The sequence below is a fragment of the Corallococcus sp. BB11-1 genome, assembly GCF_026626625.1.
In the GTDB taxonomy this organism is placed as follows: domain Bacteria; phylum Myxococcota; class Myxococcia; order Myxococcales; family Myxococcaceae; genus Corallococcus; species Corallococcus soli.
Window position 1 is genome coordinate 1 of record NZ_JAPNJY010000023.1, and the last position, 16,181, is coordinate 16,181.

A 16,181-nucleotide genomic window follows, 5' to 3' on the forward strand; every position below is an offset into this window, starting at 1 on the left:
CAGTACTCACGCGGGGCGTGGCTTTCGTGCAGGCTGACCCGCACCTCCACCCCGCCGGCGGTGAGGACGTCCTTGAGGATGTCCGGCACGGACTGGCCCTGGAAGATGCGGCTGCGCTTCACCTGGGTGAGGCGCCACAGCGCGGGCACGATGCGCGCGCGGTAGCGCCAGCGCCCCCCGTGCAGGCCCAGCGACTCCACCGCGCGCACCACGCCGTGCACGTGGCGCGGCGTTCCACCGGGCTGGGCCACGGTCAGCAGCGCCTCCGCTCCCACCAGGGGCGCGGTGTCCAGGGACTCTGGCGCCAGGGGCGCGAAGTCCACGCTGAAGTCGTAGAGGCGGCTCAGGCCCTCCTCGCCCTTCAGCCGTTCGACGACGAGCGATTCGGCTTCAAGGGCTCCCACCCGCAGGGTGAAGGCGGGTGATTTGGCGTTGGGCATGGATTTCCCCCGTCACTGCAAGGCCAGCGACGGAAAGGAATATCATACCCCCAGTGTGAAAGCCCTTCACCTCCGCGCCTGCGAATGCCTGTCGTCCAGACACCCACAGGCTGAAGGCAGCGGCGCCCCCAGCACCGCCCGCTACCGCCCGAGCCGGGCCGCCAGCTCCAACCGGGCCGCCACGGCCAGCGCGTCCGCGCGGTTGTTCTCCACGTCGTCCGAGTGGCCGCGCACCCAGTGCCAGGAGACCTCATGGGTGCGGACGGCCTCCAGCAACTCGCGCCAGAGGTCCGCGTTGGACACGGCCTTCTTGTCGGACGTGCGCCAGCCATTGCCCTGCCACTTGTCCAGCCACTTCGCCTCGAAGGCGTTGCACACGTACTTCGAGTCGGTGAACACCTGGACGCGGCACGGCATCTTCAGGGCCTTCAGCGCCACGAGCGCCGCGGTCAGCTCCATCCGGTTGTTGGTGGAGTCCGCCTCGGAGCCCTGGAGCTCCTTGCGGTAGGCCTTGCGCTCCGGGGCGATGAGGATGGCCCCCCAGCCGCCCAGGCCGGGGTTCGGTGAACAGGCACCGTCGCAGTAGATGTGGACGAGGGGGAGCGACATCGAACGCGCACCCTACCCCGGGCCTCAGGGGATGACGATGCGCGAGTGCAGGCCCCGGCCGTCGTAGGCCGCCGCGCCGCAGCGGGCATGCGCCCAGTCCCCATTCACCGCCGAGCAGATGCGGAAGGCCTGGATGTTGGAAGGAGCCACGTTGATGCCCGGCGTGTCGCAGCGCCCCTGGTAGGTCCAGGCCAGGCTCTTGTTGACGGACGCCACCCCGATGCAGGGGCCAATCCACGCGCCGGTGTCGCGCCGCTGCACGTCGATGGAGTACTGCGCGGTCGTCTGCAGCTCGCTCCACTCCAGGTCCACGAACGGCGTGAAGCCCCCCGGCAGCTCCAGGGAGACGTCGTCGGAGATGCCGTCATACGCCTTCTCCACGAACGCACCCCAGGCGCCGTTGACGGCATAGAAGATGCGGAAGGCGGCGATGTCCCCCTTCGTCACCACGCGGTCCCCCGCGCTGCGGCACACGCCGTCGAAGACCGTCTTGTTCGACTGCCCCAGGAGCGCCACGGAGCTGCACGGCCCCACCACCGACCCGTCCCGCAGCACGACGTCCAGCGAGTAGCTGTAGCCGTTGAGCTTGTTCCAGCGGACGCTCACCTGGTTGAGGGAGGTCATGGCGCCGTCGGGCTTGAAGCCGACGCGCTGCTTGTACGTGCTGCGCGAGGTGAGGTTGCCCGCGGTGTCGAAGGCCCCGACATGGAAGACATTGAAGTACTCCCCCCGGCGCTCGACGATGACGTTGTGGCCGTGGCTCTGCACCAGCTTGCCGGCGGAGTTGCGCAGCGGCAGGGAGAGCCGCCGCACCGCGCGCGCCCGCGTGAGCTGGGGGATGGAGTCCGCCATCACGTAGGACATGGCGTACTGGCTGTTGTACCAGCCGGTGCTGAAGAGCAGGTAGTAGCGGCCGTCGCGCTTGAAGACTTCCGGCGCCTCGTTGATGCCCTCATCGTGCGCGGGCGTCGCGAACACGGCCGGGCCCGCGTGGTTGTAGACGGTGCCGGGGGCGGCGGTGTTGAAGGAGGAGATGTTGTTGCCCCGGTCGAACCAGACATAGAAGAACCAGCGGGCTGACGTGTCGTTGTACGTCGCCGCGTCGATGCGGATGTTCCGGTTGCAGCCCTGCGGCAGGCAGCCCGGGGCCGTGGAGGTGCGCGGCAGCGTCGTGTTGGCGTTGAGCGGCTGGGGCGCGCCGAAGAGGAGGTTCACGTCGGACGCCGTGGCGACGAAGGTCGTCACGTCCTGGTTCGCCGGCGGACAGGCCGCGCCGTTGGGCACCCGGTGCGCGGAGAAGTGGAGCTGGTAGGCGCCGTTGGACTTGTTGAGGTCCGGCGCCCACAGGAAGCAGTAGTCGTAGGTGGGGTCGGCCAGCGAAGGGTCGTAGGCGCGCTTGAGGCGGAACGTCGTGAGGTCGTTCGTCTCATAGATGGGCAGCTGCTGGCCGTTGCCGGTGCCGGACAGGAAGAACAGGTCGTCGTTCTCCTTGAGGACGTCCGGGTCCGCCAGCCCCGGCACCAGCAGCGTCCGCGCGGTGTCACCCACCACCAGCGCCGCGGCCGACACGGCCTCCTCCGGCGCGGGGACCTGCCCGCCTCCACACCCGACGACGCCCGCGAAGAGCGTGGACATCCACCTGCCAACACGAACGGATTTCATGAGCCCTCTCCTTCAGACCAATAAATCTAGGATTTCTAGAAATATCAGGACAAAGGCGGGAGGGCGACCTCAGTCGTCCCGCGAGGGGGAGGGGGGCATCTCCGTGTTGTAGATGTTGATGGAGCCGTCATCGATGGACTTCTTCGAGCCGAACACCAGCGTCTGGGCTTGCGGCGGGAACACCGGGTTGGGGACGTGCATGCCGGAGGCCTTCCAGTAGTGACCGAAGGCGTTCGTGGGCAGGATGAGCTTCGTCCCCAGCGCCGCCGACGCGTCCTCCAGCACCATGGAGCAGGTGCGGCAGGGGGTCTTCACGCCGCCCACGAACGCGGGGAGCACGTCGCTCAGGATGCCGGCACCGTCGAGCGCCATCAGGATGGGGTGGAAGAGCTCCTCGGCGTGGATCTTCTTCTTCGTGAAGTAGGTGTCGCCCTCCCCCTTCGTCCGCGCCTTGGGCAGGACCACGTAGACCTTGCCGGCGACCACCGGGGACGTCACCGACCAGTGCTTGAACCCCTCCTGGGTCGCGCTCTTCGCGACGACCAGCTCCTGGATGTCCGGGGACCCAAGCGTCAGCGACGCCTGGAGCTCGCTGAACACGTACTCCCACTTGAACCGGAAGTAGTCCGGGTACTTCCCGCTGCTGAATTCGGCCTGGTACACGGGGAGCTTCGCCGTGTGCTCCTTGCCGAAGTTGCGCATCGCCGTGACGTAGGTCCCGGTCGACGTGCCCCCCAGCTTGACCTGCGCCAGGAAGGCCCTGACGGAGCCTTCCTTCTTGAGCGCGGCCAGCAGGCTGGTGGAGAACGCGAGGTTGTTGGTCGACAGGAAGAGGGAGCCGCCGGCCCACATGGCCTGGAGCTCCACCGGGTTGTTGCCGTCCCCGCCGCCGTTGAACTCCACCACGTACAGGAGCGAGCAGAGCCTGCGCAGGAAGGAGTTGGGGCCCAGCTCCCGGTAGTCCCACTGGACGCTCCGGTCGACGAGCTTCGCCGCGTTGACCACCGTGGGCGCCGACTTGTTCATCTTCGGGTAGACCGTCGTGCCCACCTTCTCCGTGGATGACAGGTCGTTCTTGTAGGTCTGGAGGGGGACCACCGTGCCGTCGTGAAGCTCGGTCTTCAGCGGGTTCTTCTTGTCCGGCAGCGCCCCGTACTTCGTCTTGTACTTCTCCCGGAAGCGCTTCTTGTCCTGATACAGGGCCTCGCTCTTCGCCAGCAGGGCGTTGGAGGCCGTGGGCCCGAAGACGACCTCCTGGGGGTGCTCGTCCGCGCCGTCCAGGAAGAGCGCCAGGCTCCGCTTCTTGCCCTTGCCACCGCCAGGCATCTCCTCCAGGGCGGCCTGCTCCAGGCCGTCCGGGTCCGCGTAGAGGTCCAGGTCGTCCCGGTCGCGCTTGCCCAGGATGCCCACCTCCTTGCGCTTCGCCATCCGATGCGCGTTGCCCGCCACCCGCGGCTTGACCAGGAAGACCGCGTCGGATTGGTGGCACTTCGGACACGTGGGCCTGGCGCCCTTGAGCGTCGGATAGTCGGAGGAGGTGCACAGCCCGGAGGTGTGGTCGCACCGCTTGCAGTGCCAGGTGAAGTAGTTGACGGACCGCGTCTCCACGATGCTGTCGCCGTGCTTCGTGGTGCACGGGCCGCACTTGGGGACCTCGGCGGGCCGCTCGCCCTGCGTGAAGAGGTCACTGACCTTCTTGCAGGTCTTGCACTCGAAGTAGAAGAACATCGCGCCCCGGATGCTCCCTGCCCGGGCTCGAACCCGTCAAGCCAGCCCCCTCCCGGGAGACCTGCCTGCCCGGGCGCCTCCGACACAGGGACGAACGGCCTTTGACGGTCTGGCCGCGATCCGCTATACCCAATGCGATAATGATTATCAAAATCATTTGATATCAGTGATTAGTCTGGATTGAAAGACCCGTGAGCACCTCCCCCCGGCGTGTCCCCCCCCTCCTCGCGGCCGCGTGTGGCGTCGCCGTGGTCGCGCTCGCCGTCCTGGGCCTGCGGGCCTCGCGCGCCACCCCGGACGCCCCGGAAGCGGCCACGCCCGCCGCGCCAGCCCCCGCGGTGGCCGCGGGCCGCACCTTCACCCACGGCCAGGGCAGCACCGTGGTGGCGGAGCACCCGAAGCAGGTGGTGGTCTTCGACCTGGCGGCGCTGGACACGCTGGACGCGCTGGGCGTGGACGTCCAGGGTGTGGCGGGGGAGTACTTCCCCGGCCAGCTGGCGAAGTACGCGGACGTGAAGAAGTACCCCCGGTACGGGACCCTGTTCGAGCCCGACTACGAAGCGCTCCACGCCGCGCGGCCCGACCTCATCATCACCGGCGGTCGCTCCAGCGCGCGCTACTCGAAGCTGAAGGACATCGCGCCCACCATTGATCAGCCCACGGACGACGCGCACTACCTGGCCACCATGACGGCCAACACGGAGCGGCTGGCGGCGGTGTTCGGCAAGGAAGAGAAGGGCCGGGCGCTCCTGGCGGACCTGCGCCAGTCCATTGAAGCCCTGAAGAAGACCACCGCGACGCGGGGCCGGGGGCTCGTCGTGCTGACCACGGGCGGGCGGATGACGGCCTATGGCCCGGGCTCCCGCTTCGGGGTGCTGCACGAGGGCTTCGGCATCCCGCCCGCGGCCCCGGCGCTCAAGGCGTCCCTGCATGGGGAGGCCATCGGGTCGGAGTTCATCCTGGAGACCAACCCGGACTGGCTGTTCGTCATCGACCGTGACGCGGCCATCGGCGAGGGGGGCGGTGCCCAGCGGCTGCTCGACAACGAGCTGGTGCACCAGACGGCGGCCTGGAAGCGGGGGCAGGTCGTCTACCTGGAGCCGGCCAACACCTACCTCATTGGCGGGGGCATCCATTCGGTGCGGCGCCTGATGGAGCAGATCTCGGATGTCTATGCACAGCCTCGACAGCCCCCCGCTCCCTGAGTCGGGCACCTTCGCCAGACGCGCCCCTCCCCGCTCCGTCGTGGCCACGGAGCCGGCGCTCGCCGTGCCGCGCCTGCTCGTGGCCGTCCTCGCGGTGCTGGTGCTCGCCGGGCTCAGCCTGTTGATTGGTGTCAGCCAGGTGACGTGGGACACGCTCTTCGCGGCCGGAGCGGACGACCGGGCCGTGCAGGTGCTGGTCATCAGCCGCGTGCCGCGCACCCTGGCCCTGATGCTCTCGGGCATGGCGCTGGGCGTGGCCGGCCTCATCCTGCAGATGCTCGCGCGCAACCGCTTCGTGGAGCCCTTCACCGCGGGCACCGCGGAGTCCGCCAGCCTGGGCATCCTCGCCGTCACCGTGCTGGCGCCCGACCTGCCCGTCCTGGCCAAGACGCTGGTGGCCGCGGGCTTCGCGCTGGCGGGCACGGCGCTGTTCCTGCTCATCCTGCGGCGCATCCCGCTGCGCTCGGCGCTCGTGGTGCCGCTGGTCGGGCTGGTGCTGGGGGCCATCTTCGACGCGGCGACGACGTTCTTCGCCTACCGCTTCAACCTGCTCCAGTCGCTGTCGGCCTGGACGACGGGGGACTTCTCCAGCGTCATGCGCGGGCGCTATGAGCTGCTGTGGAGCGCCTTCGTCCTCACGGGCATCGCCTACGTCGTCGCGGACCGCTTCACGGTCGCCGGCATGGGCGAGGCCTTCACCACCAACCTGGGCCTGAACCACCGCCGCATCGTCGCGCTGGGGCTGGCCCTGGTCGCGATGGTCACCGCCATGGTGGTGGCCACCGTGGGGATGATTCCGTTCATCGGGCTCATCGTGCCGAACCTGGTCAGCCTGCTGCTGGGCGACAACGCGCGGCGCTCCATCCCGTGGGTGGCGGTGATGGGCGCGGGCTTCGTGCTGCTCTGTGACATCGTCGGACGGGTGGTGCGCTACCCGTATGAGATTCCCGTCGGCACCGTGGCGGGCGTGGTGGGCAGCCTCATGTTCCTCCACCTGCTGCTCAGGCGGGACGCCCGTGTGGGCTAGCGCGCTCAAGCCCGCGGGCCATGAGCGGCGGCTGCTGCTGATGGGGGGCCTGGCCCTCCTGTGCGTCGCCGCGTTCATGACCGTGGGCGCCCAGGGGCGGTGGGACTTCGTGCTGCCCTTCCGCGCGCGCAAGGTCCTGACGGTGGTGATGGTGGCCTACGCCATCGCGGTCTCCACGGTGCTGTTCCAGACCGTGACGGAGAACCGCGTGCTGACGCCGGCCATCATGGGCTTCGACACGCTCTACGTGCTGCTCCAGACGTGCCTGCTCTTCTTCCTGGGCTCCACCACGGTGGCGGCCCTGGACGTGCGGCTGCTGTTCGCGGTGGAGGTCGCCATCATGGTGCTCTTCTCCGGCGTGCTGCACCGGTGGCTGTTCTGGAGCGGGCGCCGGAGCATCCACCTGCTGCTGCTCACGGGCGTGGTGCTGGGCGTGCTGTTCCGCAGCCTGTCCACCTTCCTCCAGCGCGTCATCTCCCCCAGCGAGTTCGCCTTCCTCCAGGACCGCTTCTTCGCCAGCTTCAACAACCCGGATCCGGACCTGCTCGTCGTGTCGGCGGTGGTGACCGTGGGGGCCTCCGCCCTGGGCCTGTCGCTGCTGCGCGCCTGCGACGTCCTGGGGCTGGGCCGGGACCTGGCCATCAACCTGGGCGTGGACCACCGCCGCACGGTGTCGCTGCTGCTGGTGGTGGTGGCGGTGCTGGTGTCGGTGTCCACGGCGCTCGTGGGGCCGGTGACCTTCTTCGGCCTGCTGGTGGCGAACCTGGCCTACGGGCTGGTGGGCTCCCACCGGCACGTCCACACCCTGCCCGCCGCGGTGTTCCTCGCGGTGATTGGCCTGCTGGGCGGGCAGCTGCTGCTGGAGCAGGTCTTCTCCTTTGGCGCCAACCTGCGTGTCATCATCGAGTTCCTGGGCGGGCTGATGTTCATCGCCCTGCTCATGAGAGGCGCCCTGCGATGATCGAGGCCCGGAACGTCTCCCGCCGCTACGGAGACACCCTGGTGGTGGACGACGTCTCCCTGCGGATCCCCGAGCGCGGCGTCACGTCCATCATCGGGCCCAACGGCGCCGGCAAGTCCACCCTCCTGTCGATGATCAGCCGGCTGTTGCCGCTGTCCTCGGGCGTGGTCCTGGTGGACGACCTGGACGTGACGAAGACGCCCGGCGACGCGCTGGCCCGCAGGCTGGCCATCCTGCGCCAGGACAACCACCTCACCGCGCGGCTGACGGTGCGCGACCTGGTGACGTTCGGCCGCTATCCGCACTCGCGGGGGCGCCCGACGGTGGAGGACCGGGCCTTCGTGGAGGGGGCCATCCACCACCTGGGCCTGGAGCCCATCGCCCACCGCTTCCTGGACGAGCTGTCCGGAGGCCAGCGCCAGCGCGCCTTCGTGGCCATGGTGCTGTGTCAGGACACGCACTACGTGCTGCTGGATGAGCCGCTCAACAGCCTGGACATGAAGCACGCGGTGTCCATGATGCAGGAGCTGCGGCGCGCCGCGGACGCGCTGGGCAAGAGCGTCATCCTGGTCCTGCACGACCTCAACTTCGCCTCCTGCTACTCCGACCACATCATCGCGATGCGCGACGGGAAGGTCGCCTTCCAGGGCAACGCGGAGGCGCTGATGCGCACGGAGGTCCTGCGCGGCATCTACGACCTGGACATCGCCATCCACCAACTCGACGGGAAGTGGATCGCCGTCCACTACCGGTAGCGCCGCCGGGCCCACGCGACGGGTTCGACTCCAGGCACCAGCGGACCTCCACGTCGCGTGCGATGCCAGAAGCCCTACAGCCGGGCGAGGAGCTCCGCCTTCTTGTCCTCGTACTCCCGCGCGGTGATGAGCCCGGCGTCCGCCATGCGCTTCAAGTCCGTCATCGCCTGTATCGGGTCCTTCGCGGCCGGCGGAGGGCTCGCCAGGGGCGTCGTGACCGGCCCCACGAGCGCGACGCGGAGGGGGTGCTTCGGGTCGAACTTCACGTCCACGCGCAGGCCCGGCTGCCAGGTCGCCGTGCTCGAGAACCGGGTCAACCGCTTCTGCACCTTCACTTGATAGGGCGCGCGTCCGGACGGACGCACCTCCAGCAGGAGCGAGAGGACGGGCTGCTTGTTGATGCGCAGCGCGGTGTCCCGCACCTCCAGGACGGTGGCCTCGGCGGCCTCTCCGTTCTGGAGCAGCGGGTCTTCGAGGTGGATGCCCTTGAGCAGCTCCTGCACGGACTTCGAGCGGAGCACCAGGAACAGCACCACGCCGACGAGCGGGGCCAGGAAGAAGACGTAGTCGAAGGTCGTGAGGGGGGCGTCGAACATGGCATGTCCCTGTGGCGGCTCCCACGACTCTACCGGACGCCACCGCCCTGCCCCAGACACACGCGGTGGCTCACCCGCGCAGGCGCCGTCGCATCGCGTCGCAGGCGTCCTTCGCCTCCTTCAGTCCCACGCCGTAGCGGTCGCGGTAGAGCTTGACGGCCTCGATGAGCTTGTCATCGCGCAGGGCCTGCTCGATGTCCGCATCCCCCTCCACGGCCCCCGAGGGCTCACGTCCGAAGGGGTGCCGCTCCGCCATGAGCGCCTCCACGGAGTCCTTGGCCTCCTTCAGGCCCACACCGTGCTGCTCGCGGTACAGCTTGATGGCCTTGATGGTCTGCCCCGCGTCGATCAGCTCCCTGAGGCGGGCCTGGAACACCTCCGGGGCCAGTGGGGGCGGCGCCGCCGCGGGCGGCGGAGCCAGTTCCTGCTCCTCGCGGGAGGAGGACTCACGCAGGCGACGTTGCAGGAGCGCCAGCGCGCCCCCGGCGAGGAGCGCGAGGAGGAGCCATCCGATGAGCGTCAGGGACATGCCACCGAGCATAGTCCGGAGGGCCTCCGCGGAAGCGAAGAAGCCCCCGGGGGTTGTCACGGCTCCACCCACGGTGAAAGCCTGCGCATCCTTCAGAAAGGCAGACACCGATGCGCGAGAAGAACCTGGAGTACACGCTGGATTGGATTGCCATCCAGGAGCTGGTGGCCGAGTACGGGCAGGCCATCGACCATGGCAAGGACACGGGCGACTGGACGCGCTGGGAGCGGGTCTTCGCGCCGGAGGTGACGTCGGACTACTCGCGCTTCATGGGCGTGCCGCCCGTCACCCAGCCGCGCGCGGTGCTGGCGAAGTTCGCGGACGTGTCGCTGGAGTGCTTCACGCGCACGCAGCACGCCACGGCCAACACGGTGCGCACCGAGTTCAAGAGCGACACGCAAGCGACGGTGCATGCCTACGCGGAGGTGTCCCACTTCTTCCAGCTCAACGGCGTGCCGCAGGAGTGGACGCTGGTGGGACGCTACACGCACGAGGTGGTCAAGACGGCCCAGGAGGGGTGGCGCATCCAGAAGGTCACGCTGGATCCAATGCACCACCGGGGCAACCTGCTGGGCCTGCAGTTCGTCCAGGGCAAGCGGCTGGGCACCCCGTAGCTCAATCGGTCAGCAGCACCATCAGCAGATGGCCCAGGGCCTTGGCCTCCGCGTGTTGGGGGTCCAGCTCCAGCGCCTGACCGACCATGGCGTTGGCCTCGTCCAGACGGGACTCATTCTTGAGGTACATGCCGTAGGCGAAGTACGCGTCCGCGGACTTCGGCTCCTTCGCGATGCGCTCCAGCAACGGCTTCTCCTCCGCATCCGGCGGCATGAAGGCACTGGACGGAGGGCACGGGTCGCCATACTGGCCCTTGATGCTCTTGGAGTACGCCCCCGGCGCATGTGCCTTGAGCGCCTTCATGAAGCGCTTCATGTCCTCGGCCACCTCCGCGTCCCGGGCACACATCCCGAGCACGGCGATGTACAGCCCCTTGTTGAGCCCGGGGTAGTCGTCGGACTTCTTCACGGCCAGCAAGTCCCCGCTCGGAGTCGCGAAGCGAGCCCAGGGCACCTTTGCCTTCAGCCCGTCCAACGCGGCCTGCGCCTCCGCTTCGGTCTTCCCGCCCCCGACGATGATGATGTCGTACGTGCGAGGCTTCGGCTCCTTCGCCGAAGCAAGAAGTGGAACACAGACGGTCAGCAGCAGCAGGAGGCGATTGGGCATCCCGCCAATCTACTTGTTTCCCCGGGGCTTGCCGACGCGGCGGGCCGCTCCACGCGAGGCGCTCCTGGGACGCGCGGGCGCCTTCGCCAGCGATGCCGCCTGCGCACCAATGGTCTCCGCCAGGAAGTCCACCACCGCGCGCACCCGGGCGTTGTTGGCCAGGTCTTCGTGGAACACCAGCCACACGGTCCGCTCCAACTCGGGCAGGGCGTCGCGGAGCGGAACGAGCTCCGGATGGAGATGACCGAAGAAGGCCGGCAGCAGCGCCACGCCCAGGCCCTCGCGCGCGGCCTGGAGCAGGCCCAGGATGGAGGTGAGCCGCACCGCGACGGTGGCCCGCGCCGCGTGCACGTCCAGCCACTTCGATTCGGGCCAGCGCCTGGAGTCCTGCGCGTACCCGACCACGGTGTGGCCCTGGAGGCCCGCGTCGAAGCGCACGGCCCCCCTGCGGTCCAGGTACGCCTGGGAGGCGAAGGGCACCACGCCGATGGCCGCCACCTTCCGGGCCCGCAGGGAGGACTCCTGGGGACGCACCAGGCGGATGGCCACGTCCGCTTCGCGCCGGACGAGTGAGAGGGTTTCGTAGCCGGAGAGCAGGTGCAGCTCGATTTCAGGATGTCGTTCCCGGAAACCGGCCAGCCACGGCAGCACGTTGTGGACCAGGAAGGTGTCCGTCGCGGTGACCGTCACCGGCCCGGAGGGGCGCAGGTCCTCCCCACTGGCGAGCCGCTCCACCCGCAGCGCCTCCGCCTCCACCGCCTCCGCGGCCGGCAGGATGCGCAGGGCCACCGCCGTGGGCCGGAACCCTGACGGCGTGCGGTCGAAGAGCCGCGCGCCCAGCTCCCGCTCCAGCACCGCCAGCCGCCGGCCCACGGTGGTCTGGTCCACCTTCAACTGGCGGGCCGCCGCGGAGAGGCTCCCGCTCCTCGTGATGGCCAGGAAGTGCTGCAGGTCGCTCCACTGGGGCATGCCTGCATTCTTGCAGAGGCGCCCTGCGGAAACGGGCATTTTCGCAGAGGCCCCTTGTCGCCATCCTCCCTGGCGTCTCTCCCACCGAGGAGCTCCACCCATGAAGACCGTTTCCAGGTTCGTCGCCGCCCTCGTCGTCGTATCCGCCTTTGGTTTTGCCGTCGCCGGGGGCAAGTCCACCGCGGCCTTCCAGCAGACCGCGTATGACAAGCTCGCCTGGACGGAGCTGATGCCGGGCGGTCCGGCCGTGCACGTCCTCTGGGGCGACATGAAGAAGGGCCCGTACGGGCTCCTGATGAAGTTTCCCGCCGGCTTCGACTCCGGCCTGCACACCCACTCCGCCGACTACCACGGCGTGCTGGTGAAGGGCCGCATGACGAACACCAGCGAGGGCGTCACCCCGGCGGGCGCGGTCGAGTCCGGCAGCACCTGGGATCAGCCGGGCAAGGTGGTGCACCGCAACCAGTGCGCTCCGGAGTCCGAGTGCGTGATGCTCATTGCCCAGGACAAGCCGTTCGACTTCGCGCCCGCGAAGGCGAAGTAACCGCCCTGCTCCGCCCAGGACGTCCGTCGCGACCCTGCCTCTCCAGGGTCACGCCAGACGTCGCGCTGGGAGCGCATGACGGGGGATGTGGGAAAACATGCCCTCCGTCTGGAAGGCGCACAGCGGCTGGACGCTTGGGGTTGCAATCTTCTTCATGTGAAAGCCCATGGGGTCAACGCAAGACAACGTTGATATGTCTTTCGTCATGGGTGCCCCACTCCACGCGGGCGCCCGTTCCCAGAGGGCAATCCACATGAGAATCGTTTCGAGAGGGTCCCGTGGTCTCGCCGCCGCGCTCGCCGGTGCGGGTGCGCTGGCCGCGGCCAGTTGCGGTGAGGTGCAGGGCACGCCGGAGCGCGGTGCCTCCCAGGCCCGTCAGGAACAGACCTCCCTGGAGTGCCTCTCCGCCAGTGCCCCGGAGCGGGAACTGGTCATCCAGGACCCGGGCGTCGTGAGCGACGCGGTGCGCACGACGGAGGGGGCGTGGAGCTTCGGACGGTTGGTGGCGCGGATGAGCGCGACCCTGGCGCCCGAGGACTTCGTGCGGGATTGGCTCGCGCGGGAGGCAGGCTCCAGCGTCCACGGCCAGGACGCCGCCACGCGGGAGCGCATCTCCCAGGTCCTCCGGGACTGGCCGACGCGCGCCGACGGCACGCTGGACCTGGCGAAGGCGCCCCTGCGCCTGCGGGCCATCGTCAACCGCATGGACCTGTGCGACGTGTCGCGCGGTCGCGCGGGTGAGGGGCACTTCGTCTTCGACCTGCTCGATGCGAGCGGCCAGCCCCTGGGCCTCACCGTCACCCTCGCGTACGACCTGCCCGCGCGGAGCGAGGCGGACGTGCGCGAGCAGGCTCGGCGCTGGCAGGCGCTGGCGTCGCTGACGCCGGGCACCGAGGCCTATAACGCCGCGCTCCAGGACATCACCGACCGCCTCACGGCCGGGACGGGCCGGGCCACCATCAGCGCGACCGGCCCGCTGCGCACCGCCGACGCGAAGGCAGACCCGCGCGGCGCCGCCGCCCCGAGCGCCTCGTTGACCGATGACACCCAGGCGCCCACCGCGGAGATCACCGCGCCGGCCACGGGCAGCTTCGTGCGCTCCACCGTGGCCATCACCGCGAACGCCGTGGATGACGTGGGCGTCGCGCGCGTGGACTTCTTCAATGGCGCGTCACTCATCGGCTCGTCCACCACGGCGCCCTTCACCGTGCTCTGGAACACGACGACCGCGACGACGGCCGTGAACTCGCTGACGGCGCAGGCCTTCGATGCCGCCGGCAACAGCGGGACCTCCAGCGCGGTGAGCGTCACGGTGGACAACAATCCCCCGCTGATCATCCTGGGCTCGCCCCAGTACAACCCGACGACCCAGAACTACGTGCGCGGCAACGTCAACGTGTCGTGGTCGGTGGCGCTGCAGGGTGGCGCGCCCGTGGCCCTGGTGCAGGCCTTCCAGGACGGCGCCGTGCTGACGTCGAACCCCGCCGGCTCCGGCATCACCTACTCCCTCTCCTGGAACACCCTGGTGCTGGGCAACCGCCCCTACACCCTCGGCTTCCAGGCGACCGACGCCGCGGGCAACGTGTCCGCCTTCACCACCCGGCAGCTCATCGTGGACAACGCGAAGCCTTCGCTGTCGGTCATCACGTCGCCGGCCAACGGCGCGGTGGTCAGCGGCGTCGTCACGCTGGCGGCCTCCGCGAGCGACAGCCAGTCCATGGCCTACGTCATCTTCGAGGTCGACGGCGTGAACCTCACGCCCTACGCGACCACCGCGCCATACACGAAGACCTGGGACACCACGGGCAAGTCCGGCACGCACCAGATTGTCGCCATCGCCACGGACCGCGCGGGCAACACCCGGCGCAGCAACCCTGTCACGGTGACCGTCCCCTGAGTTGAGACAGGCGGGGGGGCTCGAATGGGAGCCCCGCCCAGGAATCAGGGGACTGGCGTCGCGGGTCGGCCCTATCCTCTTCCCAATGCCCCTGCTCCCCCGCCTCCAACTCTTCGAGTTCCTTGATCAGTCGTGGCTGCCCGGCCCCTTGCGCCGTGGCGAGGTCGACTACCTCCGCGTCGTGCTCGACCGCGTGCGGCCCTACGACAGCATGGCGCAGCTCCTGGCGGAGCTGCTGCGCGGCACGGGCACGGACCGCGTCGTCGACCTCTGCTCCGGCACGGGGGGCCCGTGGCGCACCCTGCTCCCGGCGCTGCGGGCGAGGCATCCCGCGGCCGAGGTGGTGCTCACCGACCTCCACCCCACCCCGGCGCAGGAGCTGCCTCCCGGCGCGCACTACCGCGACACCCCGGTCGACGCCACGCGCATCCCCGAGGACCTGACGGGGGTGCGGACCCTCTTCGAGGGGCTGCACCACTTCCCTCCGGAGCAGGCCCGCGCGCTGCTCGCGGACGCCGCCGCGAAAGGGGTCCCCTTCGCCGCCTTCGAACTGACGCAGCGCTCGCTGCCGTACATCCTCATCCAGCTCCTGCTCGTCGTGCCCCTGGTGTGGCTCTTCACCCCGCTCATCCGCCCGGTGCGCTGGTGGCGACTGGTCCTCACCTACCTGGTGCCCATCATCCCCCTGCTCATCCTCTGGGATGGCGTGGTGTCTTCGCTGCGGACCTATGCTCCGGCGGACCTCGAAAGGCTGACCACGGGGCTGGACGTCGACGGCTACCGCTGGAGCAGCGGCGTTCATCGCGCCCAGGGGATGATCATCACCTACCTCATAGGTCAGCCCGGCCGCTCGCTGTGATTCCGACCCGCCTGTGGATGGCGTGCGCCACACGCGGCTGGATAGGCTCACGCGCGTGAGGGGGCGGTTCGTCTCACGGGAGGCACACCGTGGATCTGGATACGTGGGTACGGGGACTCGTGGCGGACTGCAGCCGCAAGGAGCCCCGGTTCAAGCAGCTCAATGCCTGGTACGCCATCGGCCTGCCGCCTGCGCTCGCCAAGGCGGAAGGCGCGCCGGAGAACCCGCGCCAGGAGCTGGATGACATGTGGCCCTTCAGCTGCCCTGACTACGAGAATCCCCTCCCGACTCCGGACATCTACCTGCCGCAGACGTGCGGCCAGCTCGCGAACTGGCTGTGCGGGATGATGCTCAAGTCCTTTGAAACAGACATGTCGAAGCAGAAGCAGGTGACCCCCTCCTCCATCATGTCGGACTTCGAGCTCGTGAAGTTCCGTCTCCAGAGCCGCTCGGAGCGTCACCACCATCTGCTGCGGGTGGACTCGAAGCCGCTCGGCCACTCCTACGTCCTCTACCTGCCTCCCGGGAAGACGAACGGGGACTATGTCTATCATCACTACCAGAACAACTGTAACGAGGCGATGCCGTTCCTGACCTTGAATGAATGGCTGGCGTCCCCCCGCTCGCGCAAGCGCGGCGATCCCTGTGAGCACATCAACAAGCTCCGGGAGATCCGCTGGTTCATCGGCCTGTCGCAGCGGGAATGGATCTTCCAGACCTTCACCCTGCTGGACACCGCGAAGGTGCGGACCTTCGCGAGTGGGAAGTACCACGACCCCCTCGGTGACAAGCCCCGGACGCTCAAGATGGGAGGGGTCGACCACTCGACGCAGGGACAGGACTTCATGCTGTTCCGGCTCGATCCGCGGGACTTCCACAAGAACCTCGTGGACTTCTACGGCATGTCGGGCGTGGGCGCGGAGGCCGCCCGCTTCAATCTGGAGGATTTGGGGCGTTGAGCCTCGGGTGAACACGCTCCGCCAGGCGGGACACCCGGTCACGGACTCTCCCCGTTCACGTTGCACGGATGCGTCTGGAATCGTTCCACTGCCAATCCGCTCAGGGAGAGCTGGCATCCCTGCAAGCCCATGCGCCCCGGTGACGTTGAGCTCCTGGCCGCCCGGTGGCCCCTGCTGCAAGGCTTCTTGGAGCGCCAGGGACTCCTTCGCGCGGCGTAAC

Annotated in this window: 17 protein-coding genes; 9 read left to right on the forward strand and 8 right to left on the reverse strand. The window is 68.9% G+C overall.

Annotated features, from left to right (window positions below):
- The 4 genes from OV207_RS18430 to OV207_RS18445 all read right to left on the reverse strand — a co-directional run.
- A partial coding sequence (locus OV207_RS18430; protein WP_267556475.1) for a contractile injection system protein, VgrG/Pvc8 family occupies window positions 1-440 on the reverse strand: 440 nt, incomplete at its 3' end.
- A 141-nt stretch (window positions 441-581) separates the two neighbouring features.
- Window positions 582-1,049 (reverse strand): ribonuclease HI, encoded by a 468-nt coding sequence (gene rnhA / locus OV207_RS18435; RefSeq protein WP_267556476.1) that lies wholly within the window; start codon window positions 1,047-1,049, stop codon window positions 582-584.
- A 24-nt stretch (window positions 1,050-1,073) separates the two neighbouring features.
- On the reverse strand, window positions 1,074-2,711 hold the full coding sequence (locus OV207_RS18440; protein ID WP_267556477.1) for a glycoside hydrolase family 43 protein: 1,638 nt from the start codon (window positions 2,709-2,711) through the stop codon (window positions 1,074-1,076).
- Window positions 2,712-2,780: 69 nt separating this feature from the next.
- On the reverse strand, window positions 2,781-4,439 hold the full coding sequence (locus OV207_RS18445; RefSeq protein WP_267556478.1) for a hypothetical protein: 1,659 nt from the start codon (window positions 4,437-4,439) through the stop codon (window positions 2,781-2,783).
- Window positions 4,440-4,630: 191 nt separating this feature from the next.
- Between OV207_RS18445 and OV207_RS18450 the strand changes: the two genes are divergently transcribed.
- Genes OV207_RS18450 through OV207_RS18465 form a run of 4 tightly spaced genes read left to right on the forward strand, consistent with a single transcriptional unit; the run spans window position 4,631 to window position 8,387 of the window.
- Window positions 4,631-5,644, forward strand: a complete 1,014-nt coding sequence (locus OV207_RS18450) for a siderophore ABC transporter substrate-binding protein (protein ID WP_267556479.1) — start codon at window positions 4,631-4,633, stop codon at window positions 5,642-5,644.
- Window positions 5,607-6,671, forward strand: coding sequence for an ABC transporter permease (locus OV207_RS18455; protein WP_227027761.1), 1,065 nt, complete (start codon window positions 5,607-5,609; stop codon window positions 6,669-6,671). Before OV207_RS18450 ends, OV207_RS18455 begins: the two co-directional genes overlap by 38 nt.
- The gene (locus OV207_RS18460) at window positions 6,661-7,632 is read left to right on the forward strand and encodes an iron chelate uptake ABC transporter family permease subunit (RefSeq protein WP_267556480.1); all 972 of its coding nucleotides are present in this window, start codon (window positions 6,661-6,663) and stop codon (window positions 7,630-7,632) included. Before OV207_RS18455 ends, OV207_RS18460 begins: the two co-directional genes overlap by 11 nt.
- On the forward strand, window positions 7,629-8,387 hold the full coding sequence (locus tag OV207_RS18465; RefSeq protein WP_267556481.1) for an ABC transporter ATP-binding protein: 759 nt from the start codon (window positions 7,629-7,631) through the stop codon (window positions 8,385-8,387). The genes OV207_RS18460 and OV207_RS18465 overlap by 4 nt, the downstream gene beginning before the upstream one ends.
- Before the next feature lie 74 nt (window positions 8,388-8,461).
- Here OV207_RS18465 and OV207_RS18470 read toward each other — a convergent pair whose 3' ends face one another.
- Together OV207_RS18470 and OV207_RS18475 are read right to left on the reverse strand one after the other, a co-directional pair.
- On the reverse strand, window positions 8,462-8,983 hold the full coding sequence (locus OV207_RS18470; protein WP_267556482.1) for an SHOCT domain-containing protein: 522 nt from the start codon (window positions 8,981-8,983) through the stop codon (window positions 8,462-8,464).
- A 70-nt stretch (window positions 8,984-9,053) separates the two neighbouring features.
- Window positions 9,054-9,512, reverse strand: a complete 459-nt coding sequence (locus OV207_RS18475) for a hypothetical protein (RefSeq protein ID WP_267556483.1) — start codon at window positions 9,510-9,512, stop codon at window positions 9,054-9,056.
- Between the two features lie 110 nt (window positions 9,513-9,622).
- Between OV207_RS18475 and OV207_RS18480 the strand changes: the two genes are divergently transcribed.
- Window positions 9,623-10,126, forward strand: a complete 504-nt coding sequence (locus OV207_RS18480) for a nuclear transport factor 2 family protein (protein WP_267556484.1) — start codon at window positions 9,623-9,625, stop codon at window positions 10,124-10,126.
- A gap of 1 nt (window position 10,127) precedes the next feature.
- Here OV207_RS18480 and OV207_RS18485 read toward each other — a convergent pair whose 3' ends face one another.
- Window positions 10,128-10,733 (reverse strand): hypothetical protein, encoded by a 606-nt coding sequence (locus OV207_RS18485; protein WP_267556485.1) that lies wholly within the window; start codon window positions 10,731-10,733, stop codon window positions 10,128-10,130.
- A gap of 9 nt (window positions 10,734-10,742) precedes the next feature.
- Entirely contained in the window at window positions 10,743-11,702 is a 960-nt protein-coding gene (locus OV207_RS18490) for a LysR family transcriptional regulator (protein ID WP_267556486.1), read from the reverse strand.
- Window positions 11,703-11,802: 100 nt separating this feature from the next.
- On the opposite strand from OV207_RS18490, the gene OV207_RS18495 reads away from it, so the two are divergent.
- The 4 genes from OV207_RS18495 to OV207_RS18510 all read left to right on the forward strand — a co-directional run bounded on the left by OV207_RS18495 (window position 11,803) and on the right by OV207_RS18510 (window position 15,961).
- Window positions 11,803-12,246 (forward strand): DUF4437 domain-containing protein, encoded by a 444-nt coding sequence (locus tag OV207_RS18495; protein WP_193428982.1) that lies wholly within the window; start codon window positions 11,803-11,805, stop codon window positions 12,244-12,246.
- 253 nt (window positions 12,247-12,499) lie between these two features.
- Complete coding sequence (locus OV207_RS18500; protein WP_267556487.1) at window positions 12,500-14,143, forward strand: Ig-like domain-containing protein; 1,644 nt, start codon at window positions 12,500-12,502, stop codon at window positions 14,141-14,143.
- A gap of 85 nt (window positions 14,144-14,228) precedes the next feature.
- Window positions 14,229-15,002: a hypothetical protein gene (locus tag OV207_RS18505; protein WP_267556488.1), complete on the forward strand. Its 774-nt coding sequence runs from the start codon at window positions 14,229-14,231 to the stop codon at window positions 15,000-15,002.
- 89 nt (window positions 15,003-15,091) lie between these two features.
- On the forward strand, window positions 15,092-15,961 hold the full coding sequence (locus OV207_RS18510) for a hypothetical protein (protein ID WP_193428990.1): 870 nt from the start codon (window positions 15,092-15,094) through the stop codon (window positions 15,959-15,961).
- The last annotated feature ends 220 nt before the right edge of the window (window positions 15,962-16,181 follow it).